We start from the raw sequence: 22129 nt of genomic DNA on the forward strand, positions 1-22129 counted from the left end.
AATGAAGCCGGAAGAAAACGGGTTTCCAAAATTGATTGATAGGAAAGGTAACGCTCCGCCACAATATGGAGTATTTGAGGAGTAGCAGCGTCTATAATATGGCATGACAAAAAATGGAGCTGACCACAAAAGCCGCAAAAGCCGAGCCGATTTTTTGGAGTAAGAGAAGAATAGGGGAGAAAGAATAGAGAAAGAATAGGGGGTCAGCCCTTGACATTGGACAGATTGGTCTTAATCGCCTTGATCCGTTTTCTCAATGGCTCGTCCCTTGCTAACTTTGTCGAGAACCTCTGGTGAACCTTGGCCACACCTGAATAACTGAGACCGCCAAGGAGCTGTCCGATTTGGCTGTTGGTCATGCCTGTCAATCTTTTCATCAAGTAGATGGCGATGTCTCTCGACTCGCCGCCAGCGGTCACGAGATCGTCCCGGGATACCTCGAAATCAGAACAGACCGCATCGATGATCTCATCAAATCCGTAAGAGGCTTGCAACACCCTTCTGTGTGAGACCTCTCGTCTCTGAAGAATCCCATCCCTTAATTTGCTCAGGGTCTCCCTGATAAATGTCTGACCGCCTAGAATCGCCCCACCATATATGTTTCCCAGCGGATTGTCAGGCTCTTGCTTGAGGGCCTTCTCGACAAAATTTCTGTACATTCTTCGGGCTTTCTTGTGGTCCTTGGAGACCATCCCCAAAACAAGATCACAATGGACAATATTATCGTTCCCACCGAAAGCGTATGACCGATAGCTACTGTGAGGGTAGTCCTCTGGCTTTGCCACGACCCCTGCCCGGACCGGATTGAGATGCACATAACGACTTAATTCAAGAAGATATCGGTCCCGATCAACAAGAATCGCCCTGTATCTGCCCTGGAAAAGATGACCACGCCGTTTTCTTTTGATGTTGAGATAGACGGTGTAGGAACCATTGATATAGTGCATCACCCTACTCAGATTGGCCATCGGGGTCTCTATGATCAGATGGTAATGATTGCTCATAAGGACATAACAGTGTAGCAGATAACCAAATTTCTGCTGTGCCTCTTGCAAATAATCCTTGAATTTTTCGTAATCGGATCTCACATGATATATTCTTCTTTGTTCATTCCCCCTAGCTGTTACATGGTAAAAAGCTCCTTCGTATTCAATCCGCAGTGGTCTGGCCATGAGACTGTTCCCCTCCGCATTAGTTGGGAAAGGATCTTACCTGCCAGAATGTCCAATGTCAAGGGCTGACCCCCAGTGTCGCTCGGGGATAAGGGCGTTCTCCAAAGATCAGCAAACCCCGGCGGTTTTTCCTTGACAACAACGGGGGTTCTGTGCTACACACGGGACCGTGATTCGCTGTCCTTTCTTCTTGGGGCCGCCGATACAGCACTGCCTGGCTTCCTGCAGTCATCGAGCTATCAATTGAAGCACCATCTAAGCTCTGGGAATACACAAGATATGCTTGCCGGCAGAAGGGTAAATCTGAGACGGATTGAAAAGGCGGATCTCTGGCAGCTCTGGAGTTGGCATGAGGAACGGGATCTGTATCTTTTTCTCAAGATCCGGCCCTTTGTCTCATACGACCAGCTGAACGAGAGATTTGCGGAGTATTTCGCCTGGAAAGGGGATTTCCTTATCGAGAACGATGCAGGCAGAGCCTTGGGTGTATGTTCGTATCAGCCTGTTGCGTGGAAAAACCGGTTCTGTGAACTGGGACTGCAAATCTGCGAAAGCGATCCTGACCAGGTCTATGCACTGGACACCCTTTCGACGCTCCTCGGGTTCTTATTCGGCGAGATGAATCTGTCTCGGGTCCAGGCCTTTGTGGCAGAATTCGCGTGTCATGAGATCTCTGCGTTCGAAAAGGCCGGGTTCCTTCTGGAAGGGAGACTACGGGAACACCTCTTTCGGGAAGGGATGTACAGAGATCTGCTGATCTACGCCATGCTCAGGGAGGATTTTGGCAATACACCGGCCGGAAGGTGGCAGGTTTGATCAAGGGACGACGGGTCAATCTGAGAAGGTTGAGGCTGAGCGATCTACCCTGTCTTCTCAAGTGGTGGGCGGATGGAGAGCTCATGCGCTACTACGATCGACTCCCCGTGAACAGTCCTGTCGAGGTAGAGGAGGAGATCAGGAGGAACATAGGCTCGCCCAACCGCCTCGATTTCATGGTTGAGACCAAGAGGGGCGAACCCGTAGGTCTCATGTATTTGCAGAAGATCGACTGGAGAAACAGGCACTGTGAACTCCACATCATGGTAGGGGAACAGGCCAGGAGAAATGGGCTTTTCGGGGTGGAAGCGGCATTCCTCCTCTCCCGGTATTCCTTCCACCAGCTTAACATGCACAAGATCTACGGCCGGGTTTTCGAGTATGCCTCCACAGTACAGACCCTGACCGAGCATCTCGGTTTTAGAAGGGAGGCCGTTCTCAGGAACTCGGTTTACCAGGGCGGACGCTATTGGGATCTTTACATATACGGGCTTCTCAAACGAGAATTTGAGGCGTATTTGAAAACCTCAAAGGGCCGGAGAGGACAGAGGTACCTGGCCGCTTCGCAGCCGGGATCCAGGGACTAGTGGAGGCGATAAGGGGGTTCCTCCCCACGGAGACAACAGGGTTATAACCTTTCGTCACCTTGCCAAACCGGATGTGACGACCGAGGACGGGTTGCCGGAGATGATCGAGGAGAAAGCTGCTCAGGCCGGGAAAGGAGGGAGGTTCACAGAAACAGCCTTCAACCAAGACCCTGTAGGCCGGAGGATCTATAGTCTCCGGCTCCAGTGCTCCAACCTCTGTAACCAACGTTGCACCTATTGTCATGTCTTCAAAGATGGAAGAGTGTCGGGCAAGAGGAGCCCCGGGCTGATGGATCTGGGGGTGGCCACCGCTGCTCTTGACGCTTTCGCACGTTTGACCAGGATCCAGGGCAACGCCCACGTGAGAATCGGCTTCTACGGCGGAGAACCGCTCTTGAATTGGAAAACGATCAGGCAGGCGTTGCGTCACGGCGAGCAGATCTTCACGGATAGGGAAAATCTACACTGGATACTCAATACCAACGGCACCCTTCTGACACCGGAAATCGTGCGGCTTCTAAAAGAATGGAACGTTGACGTGCACATCAGTCTGGACGGACCGGACGGATCGTCCAATCGTTACAGGAGATTCAAGTCCGGGCGCCCCGTCCATCACAGGGTTAGGGAATCTCTTGAGATCATTAGAGCCTTCGGGTGCCGTCTCCAATTGGATTCGTGCCTGACCGAGGCGAATCTATCCTCGTTGAAAGGACTGATTGATCTCGCATGGCAGACAGGGGCCGACAGGATCTACCTAGCCCTCATCGATAGCCCTGAAATCAATGCCATCGATCAGATGGACAGGACAGAGGTGGCCAGAACCATTGTCGAGGCTGTGGAGTACGGCCGAAAGAGGGGGGTCTCCGTGGGCGGTCCTTGGAAAAGAGCCATCGACGGCCCAGGGAGCACGGCTTTTTCCAGGGACTACCCCTTTGGTCTTGTCGTCGATCCACCGGGGCATGTCTACTTCCCCCCTTACCCTGAAAGGAGCCTCGGCCATGTGAGATGCATGGAGGAGGTACTCTCCTCGCCTCTCTACGAGGAGACTATGAGGGAGTGGGAAAGAGAGACGGAGACTTGCCGGGACTGCGACCTTGCGCCGTCGTGTAACGCCTATTTGAAGGCGATGGTGATGTACCACACGGGCGAGTCCGCCGGTTATGAAAGAGAATGTCGGTTGGCCAGAGCGATAAGAGAAGAGCTCGCCGGAAGAGAATCAGCAGGGGTGCCGCTGCCGGCCCGCCAGAGGCTTGTGGCCTCAAGACACCTGGTGCGGAAATGGGAGGGCGGGGATCAGGTCATCATTCACAGGCTGGCTGGAACCTCGGCCCAGGCCACCCCCGGTCTGCTCGAGTTACTGGATTTGTTCAGGGAACCAACGGCTCCGCAGGCCCTGTCAGAACGGTATTGCTCAGCCGACCTCGGGCAGACAGTAGCCCGCCTTGTCGAGATCCGGTTTTTGCACTCCGAGGACACAGATGAAGAAGCTGAATGGTTCGAAAAACGGGGCTGGGGAAGAGACAAGAGGGTTTTTCAGGGGGAGCACTTCACCGCCCATTACCCGCCTGGTGGAGGCTTTCTCGCCCGTCAATTCGCTGATCTGATGGAGCAGGTCCACCGGTTCTTGGTGAGCCGGGGCCTCCCTCCACTCAAGAAGAAGGTCCTGATACTGTTTTCCGAGGGCCGGGAGGAGTTAAGAGAACTCTGGGGCGATTCCCCTTTGCCTGAATGGGTCGAGGCGTTTGTTACGAACAGGCGGATCCTGGTGGTGGATTCACAGAAGATCCTTCGGAAAGATCGGGAGAGTTCCGACTTCTTCGCCGGGATGGCCCATGAGTTGGTTCATATATTTCTCGGCGAGTTGGGAGGCCCCCTCCCGGTCTGGGTGGAAGAGGGGTTGTGTGAATACTACAGCCGGCCTTACATGCCCGGTGTATTCAGGGAACTGGCGAAAGAGAAAGGGGTGTACGGCTTTCGGGAAATGGAGGCCCTCGTGAGGCATAGCCTCCTCGACCTGGATGATTCCAGGGTCAGAGAGAATCTCTGTTATCGGCAATCCCACAGCTTCGTGAGCTATCTGGCAGGTCTGGTGGGGGAGAAGAAATTGATGGCGATTGTCCAATCCACCGGAATGAGTAGGGATTTCAGGTCCGTGTTCGAACAACAGGGCGGGCGCTCCCTTGATGATGCGGAAGAGCTCTGGCTCGGGGATTTGGGGCTTGTCTCGCCTGGAAGGAAACCCTTTTACGGCAATGGCAGAAGGCTGGTTCCCTCCAAGAATCTGAGGATCATCCGGAAAGGAGAAAGCGCGCTGGCCTACAACGCCTTTTACGGGCAGGGACTGGTAACCACAGGGGACACCCTAGAGCTGCTGGATTCTCTGCAGGAGGGTAAGACCCTTCGCCAAATCGCAGACCAATACGATACCACCGGACTCGACTCCACGATTGCCGACCTGTACGAGAAGGGGCTGGTCGTTTTCAGGCACCAGGCAGAGGAAAACAGAGCCTACCGGAGATTCGACCGCGCGTATGTCGAGAGCGGGGGCCTGATCGACAAGCTGCGCCTCAATGTCAGCAACTTCTGCAACATGTCTTGCGCCTATTGCTACGTCGGAGACGGCCGGACGGGCGACGGGCTGATGGACTGGTCCACGGCAAAGAGGACCCTGGATCGTTTCTTCGAGCTCATCGAACGACACGGGCATCACCGCTCCCTGATTCGATTCTTCGGCGGTGAGCCGCTGCTCAACTGGGGACTCATTGAACGGATACTCGAACATGTGGAGACACTCGCCGGAGGGGTCGAGATCGATTACGTCCTGAATACCAACGCTACCGTTGTCACGGACAAAATGGCGGCACGGCTCTCGGAGAAGCAGGTCGGCGTGGCGGTGAGCCTGGATGGTGTCGGGGCGGTTCACGATACGTTCCGCAGGTTTCGGTCAGGGCAGGGTTCCTTCGCCGTCGTCGACCGGAACCTGGACCGGCTGCTTGCCCATGGCTGCCGTGTGGGTATAGAGGCCACTCTGGGCGATCACAATTACGATCATCTCAGGGAACTGGTCGATTATTCGGCCGGTAAGGCTGCCGACTTCGACTGCAGGATCCCACTCGCCCTCCAGAGCCTCTGCGTCGTCTCCCGCCATGGAATCGATACACAACCCCTCGATTACAAGCTCAAAAGGATCATAGAGGCCATCGAGTACGCCCACCGGCAAGGGGTCTATGTCGGGGGAGGGATGCTCAGCTTCCCCTTTCGGGTTCTTCTGGGCGAAAGGACCCCAGGGGTTTACTGCCGGGCCATGGGAGAAGAGTTGTGTGTCTATCCCAGCGGGGAGGTATACCCTTGCGGGGCATTACAGATGAAACTCGGCCATATTGAAGATCTGGAGAGGGTCTTCAAGTCCGAATCCTACGCCAACCTCGTCCAGAGGGTGGCCGGAAACATCCCCGGCTGCCGGGGATGCGACATCGAGGCTTTCTGTGCCGGGGGTTGCGCTGCCGATGCCGTAGCCTCCAAGGGGGATCTGCTTCAACCCACGGAGAACTGCCGTTTCGAAAAGGCCGTATTCAGGGCACTGGTCGAGAACTTTCTGCTCTAGCCTTTGTTTGCTGTTTTGGGGATCCGCTTTCCAAGATTTTACCCACGGAGCCGAACGGGCCTGGTCGGCTGGTCGTGCAAGACGGGAGTGGGGACATTTCGGAGCAGAATCACGGGTGGAGAAAGGGGGTGATAGACCATGCTCTGCGGAGTCTGTCCCGGAGTAGTGTGCGAACCATTATGAGAGAAAGGAGGCAGGAATGAGCAAGAAGAGACTGAGGCTTGAAACAAGAGAAGTCATCTCTGTAGTGAAAAAGAGTAGTTTTCCCACCAACGTAGCACCCGGCCCGGGTGGCCCCTGCGGTGAGGACGGCGTCGCAGGTAATGGCCATGCGTGCGGGAACTGCCACGGGATAGCCGGCCAGGGTCTGCAATCGGTGGATCACGGCATCCAGGCAGGGGTGGTCGGAGCTGGTATCGGTGGCATGATAGGAGGCCCTATAGGTGCGATTGCCGGTGGAGCCATTGCAGGAGGCATAGCCGGCTGCCAGGGGCCCGATGCCGTTCCGTGTCTGTAACACGCGGTCTTCTCACCCCGGGGCGTCGTATTCCCGGGGTGAGGATTCTTTGATGGTTCTCTCTTCAGAGGCCAGGCGAGCATTAAGAAGATCGGGAACAGGATTGCCCGCGGACATGCGGGCATGTCTTGCGGCGATTAACCCGCGTATCCAATCGTAGTAAGGAGCTTGGGCGTGAGAACCGGCAACGGCGATACCGCTTTTCCGAGCAAGAAGAATGCCAGGGTGCCCGTTCCATGGCGTGTGCAGGATGTTATATCTTTTTGTTTCGTCTTGGCATTGTATTTTCTCATGGGATTGCAATTCCGTCACGCGAGCAGGTATCTGGCCGGCAGGTACCTCTTGATCAAGCCGCTGTTCGTATATCTCCTCTTTGATATCGTATCCATATTCATATGTTTCTATATTCTGAAGAGAATGATGACAAAGTATAAAGACGGCTGGGCTTTACTATTCCGCAGTTCTCTTAATAGGAAGTATTTGATATTATCGATAGTTATCGGACTTCTTCTCGGCCTCTTCAATTCTCTGTTTTACTCATATAGGTTCCCCAATACAGCGGCGATTCCATACGAACGTGTTACTTTCTATGTATTGTTATTGTACGGGATATTGATTGCTCCAGTTACTGAAGAAGTATGGTTCAGAAGTTTTGTTTTTAGGGGCATCAGAAACAAGTATGGAGTGCTGGTAGGACTGATAGGTAGCGTTCTATTATTTCTGCTCTGGCATCTCTCGAATTTTCAGGCACTCAATGTCGTCATATTCGGATTTGTAGTCACAATATTCTATGAAACGACAGACTCATTATACGGTTGCATGGTGATTCATGCGACGAACAATTTCGTTTTTCTCATATTCAGGCAATTCTATTTTGTCTTGTTCCAATGATTACATCCAGACATGAACCTTGATGTCTTGAAATCAACTGAGAGGGAAAGTTCTCTGCTCGTGTTTTTCATTGCCGGGTTTCTCGGCCACCCTGGAGGTTGATCTCAGGGCTTCGAAAAGATCGAATGGAAGCTGCAAGCTCAGCCGGTTCGTTGAGGTTTCGCGAGAACCTGCGAAACGTCTTCAAGTTCCTGGTTCTTGTGAAACCCTATTGGAAGAACATCACCGTTTTTGTCTTCAGCGGGTTGATCTTGACGGTGCTTTCCCTTCCGTATCCGTGGCTTACCAAAGTTCTGATCGATGACGTGATGCTGCGGCAGGACGGTTCTCTGCTTCCGGTCATTCTCCTGGGTACTTTCCTCTTGACCGCTGTTCGATCCGTTCTCTCTGCACTAAGAAGATACTACATCTCCTATGTCGAACATGCTATGGCCTTTGATATCCGCTACGGGTTCTACAAGCATCTTCAGGATCTCTCCTTCTCCTTCTACGATTCCAGGGAAGTCCCAGAGATCCTGTCGAGGCTTCGTGACGCTTCCGAGTCACGCCGGTTGCTGGTAGAGATTCTCAACAAGTTGATCAACAATATGCTTTACCTCACCATCGTTCCCTTTATCGTCTTCCTCATGAACTGGAAGCTGGCCTTGCTCGCAGGATTCACCCTGCCCTGGCTGGCATTCTCTTTTTTTGTCCTCTCCAAGGTGGTCAAGAGATACGCCCGGCTGACAGCGGAAAAACGGGCTGAAATGTCGGCCAAGAACTACGAGTTCGTCTCGGGAATCAGGGAGATTCAGGCGCTGGGCATAAAGGACCGGATTATGAAGAGGATCAAGCATGTCTATCTCCAGTTCCGTAAACTCGACATGAACACGCGGGTGTTGGGCAATCTCCAGGAGTTGGTGGGATCATTGGTTGCAGCGGTAGGGACGCTTCTCTATACCTGGTATGGGGCGACCCTGGTGATAACGGGGCGGATGACCGTGGGGGAATTGATGGCCTTTACGACCTTCATAGGTTACCTCTACAACCCGCTGACCAGCCTGGTCGGCCTCATGGTCCCCATCCAGGAAATCCTGGTCTACACAAAGAGGTTCTATGAGGTCTACGATTCGAAACCGGAAGTGACGGAACCCTCACGACCCGTAAGGATCAGAGACTTTCACGGCCGTGTGGCCTACGGGGGGATCAGTTTCGGCTATCAGCCCGACAGACCGGTTCTCAAAGATATCAACATCGAGATCCCTGCTGGAACCAAGGTGGCGATAGTGGGGAAGACGGGAGCCGGCAAATCCACCCTGGTTGGCCTGCTCCCCCGTTTCTATGATCCCTGGACCGGCTCGGTCACCATCGATGGTATCGACATTCGGAACATGTCTCTCGGTTACCTCCGCTCCAAGATCGGCCTTGTCATGCAGAGTCCCTTTCTCTTCGTGGGCACGATCTACGAAAACATCACCTGCGGCCGGAAGAGTTTCACACGGGATCAGGTGGTGGAAGCGGCAAGGGCCGCCAATGCTCACGATTTTATCTCGGAGTTCCCCCTCGGGTATGATACTTGGGTGGGAGAAAACGCCGTCACCCTCTCCGGGGGCGAGCTTCAACGAATTGCAATGGCCCGGGTGTTTCTGCTTGACCGGCCGATACTGATACTGGATGAAGCAACCTCCAGTGTGGATATGAAGACGGAGGCCCTGATTCGGGAGGCCTTTGCCAGGCTGACCAAAGGTCGGACCACCTTCGTCATCGCCCACAGATTGACGACGGTTCAGGATGCAGACCTTATTCTGGTCATGGACAAAGGCCGGATAGTTGAACAAGGAGACCATCCCACTCTCATGAACCAGGGAGGGGTGTACTGGAGGCTCTTTCGGGGTGCTCCGGTGTTTCATTGACAAAGGCGGTGCAACCCCGGGGCTGGATCCGGTTCTGGGAATGGGATGCCAAAGGGGGTGAGGGATCCATGAGGTTCAAGTTGAGGTTTACTATTGTCAACCATCTCTTGAGAATGTTCCTCTTAGTGTTGATCCTTCTTATGACCATGATCTTCGCGCTGCTCTGGTTTTTCCAGATCGATGTTACAGCCCGTGGCCGGGGCTCGGTCACATGCGGTAACTGGATCGACATCAAGCCGGAGATCGAGGGGATTATTGAGAAGATGGCGGTCAGGGAGGGTGAGTGGGTTCGAGAGGGCAAGCTGCTTTTCAGCCTGGAAGAAAGGGAACGAAAACTGGAGGTAGATGCCACAGAGCTGAAGATAGCCGAAATGAGAATTACGGTCGCCAAGCTGAGGAGCCAGTTGTTCTTGACGCAGGAGAAGATAGCTGCTGCCATTGATGAGGCCAGAGCGGCTCTGGTGGCGGCCCAGGCCAACTACCGAATCAGTCTGAAGGGGCCCAAGCCCGAGGAAGTCATCCTTGCCAGACGTAAGATCCTCCGCGCCGTCAGATGCCTGGAAAAGGCAAGAAAAGACTACAAACGGATGGAGAAGGCCTATTCCCTCAAGGTGGTCCCTCGAATCGAGTTTGAGCAGGCACTGCATCAAAAGAGACTCTCCGAGGTAGATGTGACCCTGGCCCGGGACGAGTTGAAACTCTTGCGCAACAAATACGACGCTGATCAGATTGCCGCCGCCAGGGCCGAGGTAGACCGCTGCGAGGCCGTACTGGCCAGGACCATTGCGCGTAGGAATGAACTAGATATGTTGCGCCGTGGTATCGAGAGTACCCTCAAGGCCCTTGCCAGAGAAGAGAGGCAGCTCGCCGTACTGAAAGAACATCTGAACCTCACCCATGTTAGGGCTCCCATGGACGGGTATATACTCACCCATGATCCGGAACATCTCGTAGGCAAGGCGGTGGCCGAAGGGGAGGTCGTCTTGCGCCTAGGAGATAGTCGCCAGTACACAATCGATTGCAATGTGCCAGAGAGAGACTTTCCCCTGGTGGAGGTGGGCCAGGAGGCGAGAGTTCAGATAAAGCCCTTTCCAAAGGGGGAGTATAAGCTCTTCAAGGGAGTGGTGATTCAAGTGGGGGCAGATGTCAATGAAACCCGCCCTCCTGCAGAAAAGCGAACAGGAGAGAAGGTGCCCGGTCTTTTGGGCAATCAGGTCCCGGCCGAGGAAGGTTCTTTCCCGGTCGTGCTCAGCCTGGCAGAGCCATACACCATGGAAATCTTCGGAGACGTGTACGAGATAAAGCCGGGCTTCTCGGCTGAGGTGGAGATCATCACCCGCAGGGAGAGACTTGCCAATTTCTTGCTGAGAAGGGTGTTGAGGATAAAGGGAAAGCTGATCCCAGACAGAATCCATCTCTAAAGCCGGAGAACTCGGGGTCAGGTCTTGAATTATCACCTCATCCTGAACGTTGATTTACAATCTTGCTTATTGTGCTGTAATGGACTCCCAAATGTCTGGCTATTTCCGTAAGCGTAAACCCATACTCCAGGCACGCGGTCGAATCGCCCTGTTCTGTTCCACCCTGTCTCTCGCCATCAATCCAAACAGCACCTCTTCCAAGGGGGGGCTAGAGGCAAAGCGGTCTTGCCATAGTGCCTCATCCTAGTCCGTAGAATCTTATAATTCAAGACCTGACCCTACTAGGTGCCCCTAGGTGCCCCTAGGTGCCAAGGCAAGAGTTTACAAATCCCGCCAGTATGCTATACTCCCCTCTGTTCCGGGATGGCGAACGCTCAGCATATATAGCCGGGCATAACATACAGCACATCAGGAGACCTTCGGACCCGATAGGCGGCCCGGGCGGCGGGAAGCCGTTCCGGACGAGGAGGAATGACATGCCCCATGTCACGGTGCGGACAGGTATCAAGATCTATTACAAGCGCGTCGGTAAAGGACCGCCTCTCCTCCTTATCATGGGGACAGGCCTGGACCACTCCTGCTGGGATCCCCAGATCGAGGCGTACCAGGAGAGGTTTGAATGCATATGCTTTGACAACCGGGGAACAGGCAAGACCGAGGCACCTGACGGCCCACTCACAACCCGCCTCATGGCAGAGGATACCCTGGCCCTTGCGGATGCCCTCGGGGTGGAAAGGGCCCATGTTTCAGGCCTCTCCCTTGGATCGTGCATCGCCCAGGAATTGGCTCTCATGCGGCCCCAGTTCGTCCAGACCCTTCAGCTCCATGGGACCTGGGGGAGGGCACACGGCTATATTGCGCGAAAGTTCGAGGCTCAGATCCGCCTCCTGGACAGACTCGATCTGAGGTCTTTCTATGAGATGAACGTCCTCTGGTTCATAACACCCGAGTACATGGACCGGTATCCAGATCGTGTGACTGACAGGATCGACTCCATAGTCGAAAAGCTACCCTCTCCCGAGATGCTCAAGGGCCAGTACAGGGCGGATCTGAACCACGATGCCCTCCGTCGCCTCCACCAGATTCAGGCTCCCACCCTGGTGACCGTGGGAAGCTTCGACGTGGCTGTGCCTCCAATGTACGGTCGTGAAGTGGCCGAGGTGATCCCCCATGCCGAGTTCGTCATCTTTGAGGGGGGCGGCCACCTTCACAATGTCGAACATCCTGAGGAATTCAACAGGGTCACCCTCGATTTCTTGAAGAGATATGCCTAAGCGGATTCACCGCAAACAGGACGCTTCCCCATGCTCGAAACTCCTCAGGAATTCAATGTATTGCTGGACCGGTTCCTGACATCGGGTGTTTTCCCCACAGGCAAGGAAACCCCAGGAAAATAGCATTTGACAATACTTTAGCCCTGTGCTATACAGGGGGAAACGCAGAAGGAGGTGTGAAAATGAAGAAGCGACCGATCAGTTGGATGGCAGGTATCGCCGTGGGGATTGCCCTCCTGGTTTTCGCGGGAGGCAGCTTTGCCGCACAGCAGGGCAAGTTGCGGATACTCTTTACTCAGCCCTATGCACCGATGATAGAAAGGATGGAGTACCTCATCGATGAGTACGAGAAGCTGAACCCGGCAGTGGAGATCGTCATGGACAAGGTTCCCTGGGGCGGCTCTCTTGCCAAAATCACGGCCATGAAGGCGGCGGGCAGCGCGCCGGACATCATCTATGTCATCCCCGGCCAGGTCTGGACCCTTCAACGTGAGGGATGGCTCATGCCGGTTGACGACGTTATCGAGAAACTCGGCGGAGACGACTATTTTCTTCCCCTTCCAGGGTACGTCAAAGTCGACAACCACTACTGGGCCGTACCCTCCGGTTCCATGGTCATCCATCTCGAATACCGCAAGGACCTTTTCGAAAGAAAAGGCCTCAAAGAGCCTAGAACCTGGGATGATCTTCTTGCCGCGGCCAAGGCCCTGACCGAGGATCTGGATGGAGATGGAAAAATAGACCGGTACGGCATATCTCTGCCCCTCAAGAGGGAATACTGTGTGGGCGTCTTCTTCATGAGCTTCCTCTGGTCCAACGGAGGACACGTGTTGGACAAGAATGGCCGTGTGGTTTTCAACTCGCCGGAGACCGTCCAGACCTTGAAGTTCTTCAAGGAGCTTTACAAGTACGCGCCTCCGGGGGTGACCGATTACTCGTGGCTCCAACTGGTGGAGACTTACTCGCAGGATAAGGTCGCCATGACCATGTACTCCGGGATGGCTCCGTTTGCAAAGGCGATCCGCATCAACCCGACCGTGGCCAACGGGACGGCCATCGCAGCCGTTCCCACCCGCCTGTCGAGCCAGAAGCCCAAGGCCCGGTGGGTCAACGTCGAATGGGCGGTCCTGAAAGACTGCCGCAACCCGGAATTGGCAAAGGATTTCCTCTTGTTTTTCCATGAACCCAAGCGCATGACCCAGTGGTATCTGACCACGGACCAGACTTACCAGGTTCCGGGGGAAAAGCCGGTCATCGCGGACAAGGACTACTGGGCCGGTGAGCAGATCGTGAAGTACAAGCCTCTGATCGAGAAGTATATCGATCTCAGCAAGACGGCCATCGATCCGGTCATGGAACATCCGGGGATTCTCCAACCCAACACGACCATCATCAACCAGAGACTCCTGATTACGGATTGTGTTCAGGAAGTGGTGCTGGGGAAGCTCTCAGCCGAGAAAGCCGCTGCAAAGGCGGCCAAGCGGATGAAGAGGCTCGTGGCCAAGAAGAAGTAATGGCCACCCTACCGCTGGACACTCCGGACTAACAGGAAGCGGAAGGCCTGTTGTGCTTTTCCAAGGGGATGAGCGTCTACGGGCTTTCCGCTTTAGAGTTGTGGTTCTGGACCGGGATCGTTCGTGGGAGGATTTTCCTGATTCAGAGGGGGGCCTATTCTGCCCCCGCTGGACTCGCAACCATGGATTTTGCCCTCGAGAAGAGACAAAAGTTGTTCAGCTACTCCCTGCTGATCCCGCTGTTCGTCATGGTCGCCGGAATCCAGCTCTTTCCCATCATTTACGCCTTCGTGCTCAGCTTTACGGATCGGGAACTCTTCAGCACATCCTGGAATTTCACCGGCTTGCTGAACTACCGGTACCTGGTGGAAAGCGAGGAGTTCTGGGAGAGTCTGATCAACAACATCGTCTACGCTGGAAGCTGCGTCGTTTTTCAGATTACCGTGGGTCTTTCCACATCGCTTCTTCTGATCCGAAAATTCAAGGGGAATTACTATTTCCGGGCGATTGTCACCTTCCCCTATCTGGTCCCCACCATCGTCGCGGTCCTGATCTTCAAATGGATGTTCAATGATGTCTTCGGAATCGTCAACCGTGCACTCGTCTCTATGGGAATACTGGATCAAGCCGTTGGTTGGTTCGACCCTGACCGGGCCATGTTTTCGGTCGTCCTCGTCTCGGTGTGGCGGTTCTTCCCCTTTACAATCCTCCTCTTTGTTCCGGCACTCGAGGCGATTCCCGGGGAACTATATGAGGCAGCCAGGGTCGACGGTGCCTCACCGGTCCAGCAGTTCTTCCATATCACCCTGCCCGAGATCAGAGAAGTTCTCTTCGTGGTGATCATCCTCAGGGGGATCTGGATGTTCAACAACTTCAACGTCATCTGGCTGCTCACAGGCGGAGGTCCTGCTGGGGCTACCCAACACCTCCCTATCCTGAGCTACCTCCAGGCGTTTCAGGAATTCGACATCGGACTGGGATCGGCCACCTCGGTCGCCGGACTCCTGGTGCTGCTGGTGCCCATGCTCATCTACCTGAGGTCGACCAAGAAATGATCACCGCCGAGACCAGAAAGCGAATCCAGATAGTAGGAACAATCGCGACCCTGCTCCTTCCCACCACCTTCGTTGCCTTCCCCTACCTCTGGATGGCCCTCTCATCGTTCAGCCCGGACAAGGATCTGTTCAGTGACCGGATTCTCCCGGCTTCCCTTACCCTCGCCCATTACCGGGAGCTCTTTGAAAGGACCAATTTCGCCGAGCAGTTCCTCAACAGCGTCATCGTGGCTGTCATCGCCACTGCCATCTGCCTGACGATTTCGACCCTGGCGGGGTACAGCCTCTCCAGGTTCCGCCACCGATGGAGCTTCGAACGGGTCATGCTGATCATCTATACGATTCCGCCGGTTCTGCTGGTGATCCCCATTCTTCTGGTTTTCAGCCGGATTCGATTGACCAGTACGTACGTCGGCTTGGCCCTGGGGCACTCGACCTTTATGCTGCCCTTTGCCACCCTGATTCTGTCAGCCTATTTCAACAACATACCCACCACCCTCGACGAAGCAGCTCTGGTGGATGGGACGGGCCGCCTGGGAGCACTTCTCCGGATCGTTCTGCCGCTGGCATTGCCCGGGATCGCCGCGACGGGTATCGTCATCTTCGCCTTTTCATGGAATGACTACGTCTTCGCCTTCACCCTGATCGCGGTCAAGAAGATGCAGACCCTTCCGCTGGGGGTACAGGAACTGGCAGAGGGGCAGACCCTCCAGTGGGGTATGCTCATGTCTTCGGCCGTACTGATCACAGCCCCCATGTTGCTCTTCTTCCTCCTCATCCAGAGAAAGCTTCTGGCAGGTTTCATCTTCGCCGTGACAGGGGAGAAGTAAAAGTAAGGAGCCTTTGCCGAGGGGCAGGCCGTGCTTCCCGGAAGATCAACCTCGAGCCCCTCTCAATGGTAGTGCTGCTCGGGCGAAGGGTTTTCCTTCATGAACCTGCGGAGTTCCGTCGTCTCCCCTGCCGGGGGTTTTCTCCAGAGCCCCGCCCGGCTGACCGCCGGATATCCTGCCAGCTTGCAGAGGTCAACCATCATTTCAGCCTGCTTGAAGGCCACCACCATGGGGTCGATCACGGGAACCCCGATGACCTCGACCGGATCCTTCTTGAAGACCTTGGTAAAGATCGACCCGATGATCGTACAGCCCGGAATTATCACTTCGGCCTGGTCCTGCTCCACGCACTGCCGGCTGACCTCGACCACCCGCCTTGCGATCTCATCAGACGGCGTGATCTCAGGGTAGAGATCGCATGCCGTGATACCGATCCACCGCAAGGAGGCCACCTTGGACCGGACGCCGTAGAGGTCTACGAGGCGCATGTCGATGCCGCCCACGGTCATCGGATCGGTCGAGACCACGCTGAACCGCTTTCCCATCATGCAGGCCAGATGCGCCGAAGATTCAAACGTGGCCGTTACGGGAATATCCACGATCGACCGTGACTCCAGCAAGCCGGGGTCCAGCATGCAGGAGAGGACCACCGCATCATAGCCCTGCTGCTCGGCCTTGATCACCCTCTCCACCGCTCCATTGATGCACTTCAGGGTGTTGTAGAGGTAAGTATTGTAGTTCAGGGGGAAAACAGCCTCCAGGCACTCAAAGTCGAATTCCGTATCGGATCGGGCGACTCTTTCCAGGTTCTCCCGGCCAAAAGGCTCTGTCTTGCCGAATGGGGACAATACCAGGATCTTCATAGGCCACCTCCCTAACATGGTTTGGCTGACCGGCTTCTGAATTTCCAGCCGGTGATAAAGAGGGCCCCCAGGCTAGGCGCGGGCCCTCTGGCACGCCCTGTCCGATCCGACAAGAGCCGGATCGCAACAACGCCGTGACTTCAGCGAAGCTCTCTCTTTCGCCCTTTGGAATCTTTCCCTTTGGATCTGAGAGCGACCGTTGCCGCCTCGTCGAGGGAGCCCCTTTTGCCCTCGAAGACCACCCCGTATTCGGCCTCGGCCCGGTCCGCACCGATCAGCCCCTCCTCAACGTCACGGACCACCCTTGCCGGATCCCTCTCCAGAGGATCGCCGAATCCGCCGCCCCCTGCGGTTCTCAGGACGATGCGAGTCCCTGGTTCCACCTGGATCGTCACCTTGCTCGGAAGCTGCCTCTTCTGTCCACTAGGTGACACGATCCAACAATCCGAACTCCCCCCACCCTTGCCTCCCATAAGCCCCCAGGGGCGGATATTGCGCCTCTCGGTTCCGAGGGTGATCATGGCCTTGTGGTCGAGAACCGTGATCTCCCTGGTCATCCCCAGTCCTCCCCGCGATCTTCCGGGCCCCTCTGAATCAGGGACAAGACCGTACCGCTCGACCCGGAGAGGGTAGGCTATCTCTATCACCTCGGCAGGGGCGTTCCGCGTATTGGTCATATTGGTGTGTACACCATCCATCCCGTCCTGGTCCTCCATGGCACCCTGGCCTCCGCCGTATGTCTCGACGTAGGAATAGTACTCCCCGGTTCTCGGATCCACACCCCCGATCGTAAAGATACTCATGCTCCCCGTCGAGGCGGCAGGCACCTGACCGGGAATGGCCTTGGACAGGGCCCCCAGCACAACATCCGCTATGCGCTGGGAGGTATTGATGTTGGCGTTGGAGACCGGGGCCGGAAACTCGGGATTGACGAGGGTTCCCGGAGGAGTGACCACTTCCACGGGGCGCGACGCCCCTTCACTCGAAGGGAGGTCTGGATCGATGGCGGATTTCAAGGCAAAATAGACACAGGCCAGGGTGACGGCCCGGGTCGAATTGACCGAGCCCCGAGCCTGCCGGTCGGTTCCGGTGAAATCGACCAAGATCCGGTCGTCCTCGATGGTGAGAGTCACGGCGATCTTGAGCAGGCCCTCAGAAAGCCCGTCTCCTTCGAGGAAATCCTCGAAGCAAAAGACCCCCTTGGGGAGTTCCCGGATCCGGGCCCGCATCCTCCGCTCCGAGTAGTTGATGATCTCCTCCATGTAGAAGCCGACCATGGGCTCTCCATACCTGGATATGATCTCCCTGAGCCGCCTTTCCCCCACGTTGTTTGCCGCGAGCTGGGCCTGAAAGTCTCCATAGGTTTCGTAGCTCGTTCTCACGTTGTTCATGATCAAGGCCATGATCTGGTCATCGATCTCTCCCCCTTTCCGGAGCCTTACAGGTGGAATCCGAAGCCCTTCCTGAAAGATCTCGGTCGAAATAGTGGGCATCCCTCCGGGTGAGATCCCGCCGATATCCACGTGGTGAGCCAGGTTTGCCAGCAGGGCCACACACCGCCCCTCGACAAAGACCGGCGTGATCATGCAGATATCAGGCAGGTGAGATCCGCTGATATAGGGATCGTTGGTGATGATGGCGTCGCCTGGATTGAGACGCTCGACGGGGAATCGTTCCAGGGTCTTCTTCACGACCGATACCATCAGACCCAGATGTAGCGGAATGTGTTCGGCCTGCGCCACAAGATCTCCCCGATCCGTATAGATGGCCGTGGAACAGTCTCTCCGGTCTTTGATGTTGGTCGAGAGAGCCGTCCTGATCAAAGCCGCACCCATCTCCTCGGCCACCGACTGGAAGGCGTTTCTCATGACCTCAAGGGTAACCGGATCTGATTTGAGCTTCACTTGTCGCCTCGCATTCTTATGGAGAGGTTGCCGTAACGATCTGCCACGGCCTGGTACTGCGGCGGTACGAGGATTGTGGAATCCATCTGTTCGATAACCGCAGGACCTGAGATCTCCTGCCCCTGGACGAGGTCGTCCCGGAGGTAGACAGGCGTCTCCACCGCCGCCCCTTCGAAAAAGACATCCCGCCGGTCAACAGGGGCGGCCGTCTCTCGCAGAGGCGGTGTTCTCTCGGTCAGGCAGAGCTCGGGGAGTTTGCCCAGTGCCACGACTCTCAGGTTCACAAACTCGACCGACTCCCTCCTCCGGGCGTACCCGTAGGCTTTTTCATGGAGGCCGTGAAACCTCTCCACCACCCTTGAAACGTCACGCGGACCAAGGGACCCGCCCTTTACGGGCACCGAGAGTTCGTAGGCTTGGCGGACATACCTCATATCGGCCGATCGCATCAAGAGGACCGACGAGCCCGAGAATCCCTCCCGCTTCAGTTGCTCCAGAGCCCGACCCTCCATCTCCTTGAAAATCGAAACAAGGAGGCCCACGTCCACGGCTTCGGTTCTGCAGATATGGGTCTGCACGAAATCATGGCGCACATCTGCCGAAAGCATGCCGAAGGCCGAGGCGATGCCCGGATAAGCCGGAATCACCACCTCCTTCATGTTCAGGGCACGGGCGAGTTCCACGCCGTGCATCGGGCCCGCCCCGCCAAAGGGCACCAGGGTGAATTCTCTCGGGTCATAGCCCTTTTCCACCGAGACCCGGCGGATACCCCGGATCATATTGGCATTGACAACCGAGATGATCCCCTCTGCCGCCTCCTGGAGCCCCATACCCAGAGGCCGGGCTATCTTCTCTTCCAGAACCTCCCTCGCTTCATCCAGATGGAGCTCCATCTCTCCCCCGAGGAGATAGGACGGGTTGATCCTGCCCAGGACGGCATTGGCATCGGTCACGGTGGGCTCCATCCCCCCGCGCCCGTAACAGACCGGCCCAGGGTCGGCCCCTGCACTCCGGGGTCCCACCTGGAGGCCGCCTCCCGCATCGATCCAGGCGATGCTACCTCCACCGGCCCCGATGGTGTTGATATCGATCATGGGGAGCTTGATGGGGTAACCGCCGATGTCGCTCTCCGTGGTCAGTCGTGGTCTCCCCCCCTCGATGAGACAGATGTCCGAACTCGTCCCGCCCATGTCTATGGTGATCACCTTCGGCCTCCCCACCGAACGGGAGATGAAGACCCCTGTCAGGGCACCGCCAGCCGGACCGGAAAGAACCGTTCTCGCACTCATCCGGCGTGCGGTCTTTGCCGTGATAACTCCCCCGTTGGACTGCATGATGTAGAGATCCGAGGCGATATCCATTCTCCTCAACTGTCTCTCCAGGTCGGCCACATAGTCGTTCACCTTCGGCATCACATAGGCATTGATGCAGATCGTGCTCGTTCTCTCGTATTCGCGGAATTCAGGAAGCACCTCGGCAGAAACCGTCACGTAGGCTTCCGGGAAATGCCTCGCAATGATCGACTTGATCGTGTTTTCATGGATAGGGTTGGCATAGGAGTGGATCAATGAGACGGCCACCGACTCGACCCCCTTCTCTTTGATCTCCTTGACGGTTGCAGCCGCCCCTGATTCATCGAGAGGCCTCAGCACTTCCCCGGTATAGAGGATTCTTTCGGCCACCCCGTACCGGAGGTTTCTCGGTACGATCGGCTCGGGTCGTCTGGCCCGGAAGTCATAGAGCTTGGGCCTGTTCTGCCGTCCGATATGGAGCACGTCCTCAAAGCCCTCCGTAGTTATCAGGGCGGTCTTGGCGCCCTTGTGCTCCAGTAGGGCATTGGTGGCGACGGTGGTTCCATGGATGAGGAATCGGGTTCTCTGGGGGAGTATGCCTTCCGATTGGATGAGCTTCTTTATTCCTGCAATCACGGCCAGGGCCGGATTGGAAGGGGTGGAGGGGACCTTGGTCACGGCCAGACGGCCGGACGATTCGTCAAGAACACAGAGATCGGTGAATGTCCCTCCCGTATCGACTCCCATGCGATAGGTATTCTCCATGATTCATACGGACCTTTCTGCTCTCCGGCTATTCACGATCTCACCCCGCAGTAGCCGGGGAGACCTTCAAAGGGGTCAAGAACGGATATAATAGTGGTATATTGGATCGGGCCTGTCAAGGCCGTACCAGAGACGGCCGCCTCCAAGGGGAGACATGGAGAGGCTGAAAGATCTGCCGGGGATCTCCCATGGGAGGCACTGCTGCCGTCGATGGAACCTCACCAATCAGGAGGAGACGGTATGTTCAAGAGAGGGAGACTCGGGGGACTCGAAGGCGGCCTCTACCGCCCGCTGTGTGAATCGGACATGAGGCATATCCACCAGACGGTAATGCGTATCTTTGACGAGGTGGGTATTCAGGTATCCACCAGGAGGGGGTTTGACCTCTTCAAGGGGAAAGGGGCAAGGGTCTCAGAGGAAAAGGGAATAGTCTTCATCCCGCCTGCCATGTTCGAAGACCTCATCGACCTCGCCCCATCAGAGATCGTGCTTTACGGAAGGGAGGAGAAGAACAATATCTATCTCGCAGGGAGGCGTGTTCATTTCGGCAGCGGGGGAACCGCCCTCAACATTCTGGATCTGGAGACAGGGGAGAAGCGACCCTCGACCCTCGAGGATGTTCGGAACGTCTCGAGACTGCTCGACAGACTCGAGAACGTCCACTTCGAGGTGATCCCTGTCTATCCCAACGACCTTCCCACCGAACAGGTGGATGTCAACCGGTTCTTTGCCGCCCTTCAGAACACGACCAAGCATGTCATGGGAGGGACGTATACCCTGGAAGGAACGAGAAAGGTGATCCGCATGGGCGAGATCCTTGCCGGGAGCGCCGAAAAACTGCGACGGGAGCCTTTTGTTTCGCTCATCACGTGCGTGGTGAGCCCCCTGAGGATCGACGAAACCTACGGGGACTTCCTGATGACGGTTGCCGAGGCGGGAATTCCCCTGGCGATTCCCGCCGAGCCCATTGCAGGGGCCACGGCTCCGGTGACCATCGCGGGAACCGTGACCAATCTGTGCTGTGAGACCCTGGCAGGGATCTTCCTCGCCCAACTGGTCAGGCCCGGCACACCCTGCCTCTTCGGTTCGGTGGGCACAGGGGCGGACATGAAGTCCATGGGCTACGTGTCCGGTTCCGTGGAAGAGGGGCTGATCAACGCGGCGGCTGCTCAGATGGCCCAGTTCTACGGACTGCCCTTTTATGCCACGGCAGGTCAATCCGACTCCAAGTGCCTCGACACCCAGGCAGGATGGGAAGGCGCCATTACAAACCTGCTGGTCGCCATGGCGGGTGCCAACTTCATCCACGATGCCGTGGGACTTCTCGAGTTCTGCATGACAGCCTCCTATGAAAAATACGTCGTGGATAACGAGATCCTCGGTGAGGTCATGAGGGTGCTCAAGGGGATCGAGGTGACTCCGGAGACACTCGCCTTTGAGGTGACCCGGGCCGTGGGCCCGGGAGGGAATTATCTCAGCGAGGACCACACCTGCCAGTACATGCGGCAGGAGCACTTCCTTCCCTCGGTGGCCGATCGCAACGACAGAGACACCTGGATAAAGACGGGAAGAAAAGACACGTTTCGGCGAGCCCATGAGCTCGCCACGGAGATTCTCAGAACCCATCACGCCGAGCCACTCGACTCCAGGAAGGTCGAGATGATAAGAGAAACCTTCAAGGAGGTGGTATAGGGAGATCCTCCGGCCCTGGGAGGCACGGCACATGCGGGCC

At 56.1% G+C, this 22129-nt stretch carries 17 protein-coding genes; 12 read left to right on the forward strand and 5 right to left on the reverse strand.

The features are described 5' to 3' along the window. Nucleotides 1-203 precede the first annotated feature (203 nt). Entirely contained in the window at nucleotides 204-1172 is a 969-nt protein-coding gene (locus JRJ26_09530; GenBank protein ID MBW2057720.1) for a transposase, read from the reverse strand. Nucleotides 1173-1451: 279 nt separating this feature from the next. Between JRJ26_09530 and JRJ26_09535 the strand changes: the two genes are divergently transcribed. The 7 genes from JRJ26_09535 to JRJ26_09565 all read left to right on the forward strand — a co-directional run bounded on the left by JRJ26_09535 (nucleotide 1452) and on the right by JRJ26_09565 (nucleotide 10900). Then, nucleotides 1452-1988, forward strand: a complete 537-nt coding sequence (locus JRJ26_09535) for a GNAT family N-acetyltransferase (protein ID MBW2057721.1) — start codon at nucleotides 1452-1454, stop codon at nucleotides 1986-1988. Continuing rightward, complete coding sequence (locus JRJ26_09540) at nucleotides 1985-2575, forward strand: GNAT family N-acetyltransferase (protein ID MBW2057722.1); 591 nt, start codon at nucleotides 1985-1987, stop codon at nucleotides 2573-2575. The genes JRJ26_09535 and JRJ26_09540 overlap by 4 nt, the downstream gene beginning before the upstream one ends. Before the next feature lie 100 nt (nucleotides 2576-2675). Further along, a complete protein-coding gene (locus JRJ26_09545; protein ID MBW2057723.1) occupies nucleotides 2676-6179 on the forward strand; it encodes a radical SAM protein in 3504 nt (1167 codons plus the stop codon). Nucleotides 6180-6378: 199 nt separating this feature from the next. Next, entirely contained in the window at nucleotides 6379-6696 is a 318-nt protein-coding gene (locus JRJ26_09550) for a hypothetical protein (protein MBW2057724.1), read from the forward strand. Nucleotides 6697-6870: 174 nt separating this feature from the next. Then, complete coding sequence (locus tag JRJ26_09555) at nucleotides 6871-7587, forward strand: CPBP family intramembrane metalloprotease (GenBank protein MBW2057725.1); 717 nt, start codon at nucleotides 6871-6873, stop codon at nucleotides 7585-7587. Between the two features lie 125 nt (nucleotides 7588-7712). After that, complete coding sequence (locus JRJ26_09560) at nucleotides 7713-9479, forward strand: ABC transporter ATP-binding protein (GenBank protein ID MBW2057726.1); 1767 nt, start codon at nucleotides 7713-7715, stop codon at nucleotides 9477-9479. 68 nt (nucleotides 9480-9547) lie between these two features. Then, nucleotides 9548-10900 carry an HlyD family efflux transporter periplasmic adaptor subunit gene (locus JRJ26_09565; protein ID MBW2057727.1) on the forward strand — a complete coding sequence of 451 codons (1353 nt, stop codon included), beginning with the start codon at nucleotides 9548-9550 and terminating at the stop codon, nucleotides 10898-10900. A 37-nt stretch (nucleotides 10901-10937) separates the two neighbouring features. On the opposite strand, the gene JRJ26_09570 is transcribed toward JRJ26_09565, so the two are convergent. Beyond that, nucleotides 10938-11081 carry a helix-turn-helix domain-containing protein gene (locus JRJ26_09570; GenBank protein ID MBW2057728.1) on the reverse strand — a complete coding sequence of 48 codons (144 nt, stop codon included), beginning with the start codon at nucleotides 11079-11081 and terminating at the stop codon, nucleotides 10938-10940. A 295-nt stretch (nucleotides 11082-11376) separates the two neighbouring features. Here JRJ26_09570 and JRJ26_09575 point away from each other — a divergent pair, with 295 nt between their 5' ends. The 4 genes from JRJ26_09575 (at nucleotide 11377) to JRJ26_09590 (ending at nucleotide 15573) form a co-directional block, all read left to right on the forward strand. Then, nucleotides 11377-12174 (forward strand): alpha/beta fold hydrolase, encoded by a 798-nt coding sequence (locus JRJ26_09575; protein ID MBW2057729.1) that lies wholly within the window; start codon nucleotides 11377-11379, stop codon nucleotides 12172-12174. Nucleotides 12175-12356: 182 nt separating this feature from the next. Continuing rightward, nucleotides 12357-13688, forward strand: a complete 1332-nt coding sequence (locus JRJ26_09580) for a sugar ABC transporter substrate-binding protein (protein ID MBW2057730.1) — start codon at nucleotides 12357-12359, stop codon at nucleotides 13686-13688. A 68-nt stretch (nucleotides 13689-13756) separates the two neighbouring features. After that, complete coding sequence (locus JRJ26_09585; GenBank protein MBW2057731.1) at nucleotides 13757-14743, forward strand: sugar ABC transporter permease; 987 nt, start codon at nucleotides 13757-13759, stop codon at nucleotides 14741-14743. Beyond that, nucleotides 14740-15573, forward strand: a complete 834-nt coding sequence (locus JRJ26_09590) for a carbohydrate ABC transporter permease (GenBank protein MBW2057732.1) — start codon at nucleotides 14740-14742, stop codon at nucleotides 15571-15573. Before JRJ26_09585 ends, JRJ26_09590 begins: the two co-directional genes overlap by 4 nt. A gap of 62 nt (nucleotides 15574-15635) precedes the next feature. Here JRJ26_09590 and JRJ26_09595 read toward each other — a convergent pair whose 3' ends face one another. The 3 genes from JRJ26_09595 to JRJ26_09605 all read right to left on the reverse strand — a co-directional run bounded on the left by JRJ26_09595 (nucleotide 15636) and on the right by JRJ26_09605 (nucleotide 20397). After that, nucleotides 15636-16436: a hypothetical protein gene (locus tag JRJ26_09595; protein MBW2057733.1), complete on the reverse strand. Its 801-nt coding sequence runs from the start codon at nucleotides 16434-16436 to the stop codon at nucleotides 15636-15638. 140 nt (nucleotides 16437-16576) lie between these two features. Next, nucleotides 16577-18304, reverse strand: a complete 1728-nt coding sequence (locus JRJ26_09600; protein ID MBW2057734.1) for a hydantoinase B/oxoprolinase family protein — start codon at nucleotides 18302-18304, stop codon at nucleotides 16577-16579. 32 nt (nucleotides 18305-18336) lie between these two features. After that, nucleotides 18337-20397, reverse strand: a complete 2061-nt coding sequence (locus JRJ26_09605; GenBank protein MBW2057735.1) for a hydantoinase/oxoprolinase family protein — start codon at nucleotides 20395-20397, stop codon at nucleotides 18337-18339. 240 nt (nucleotides 20398-20637) lie between these two features. Between JRJ26_09605 and JRJ26_09610 the strand changes: the two genes are divergently transcribed. Continuing rightward, nucleotides 20638-22089, forward strand: coding sequence for a trimethylamine methyltransferase family protein (locus tag JRJ26_09610; GenBank protein MBW2057736.1), 1452 nt, complete (start codon nucleotides 20638-20640; stop codon nucleotides 22087-22089). The last annotated feature ends 40 nt before the right edge of the window (nucleotides 22090-22129 follow it).

Source organism: Deltaproteobacteria bacterium, assembly GCA_019308905.1.
GTDB lineage: Bacteria > Desulfobacterota > BSN033 > WVXP01 > WVXP01 > JAFDHF01.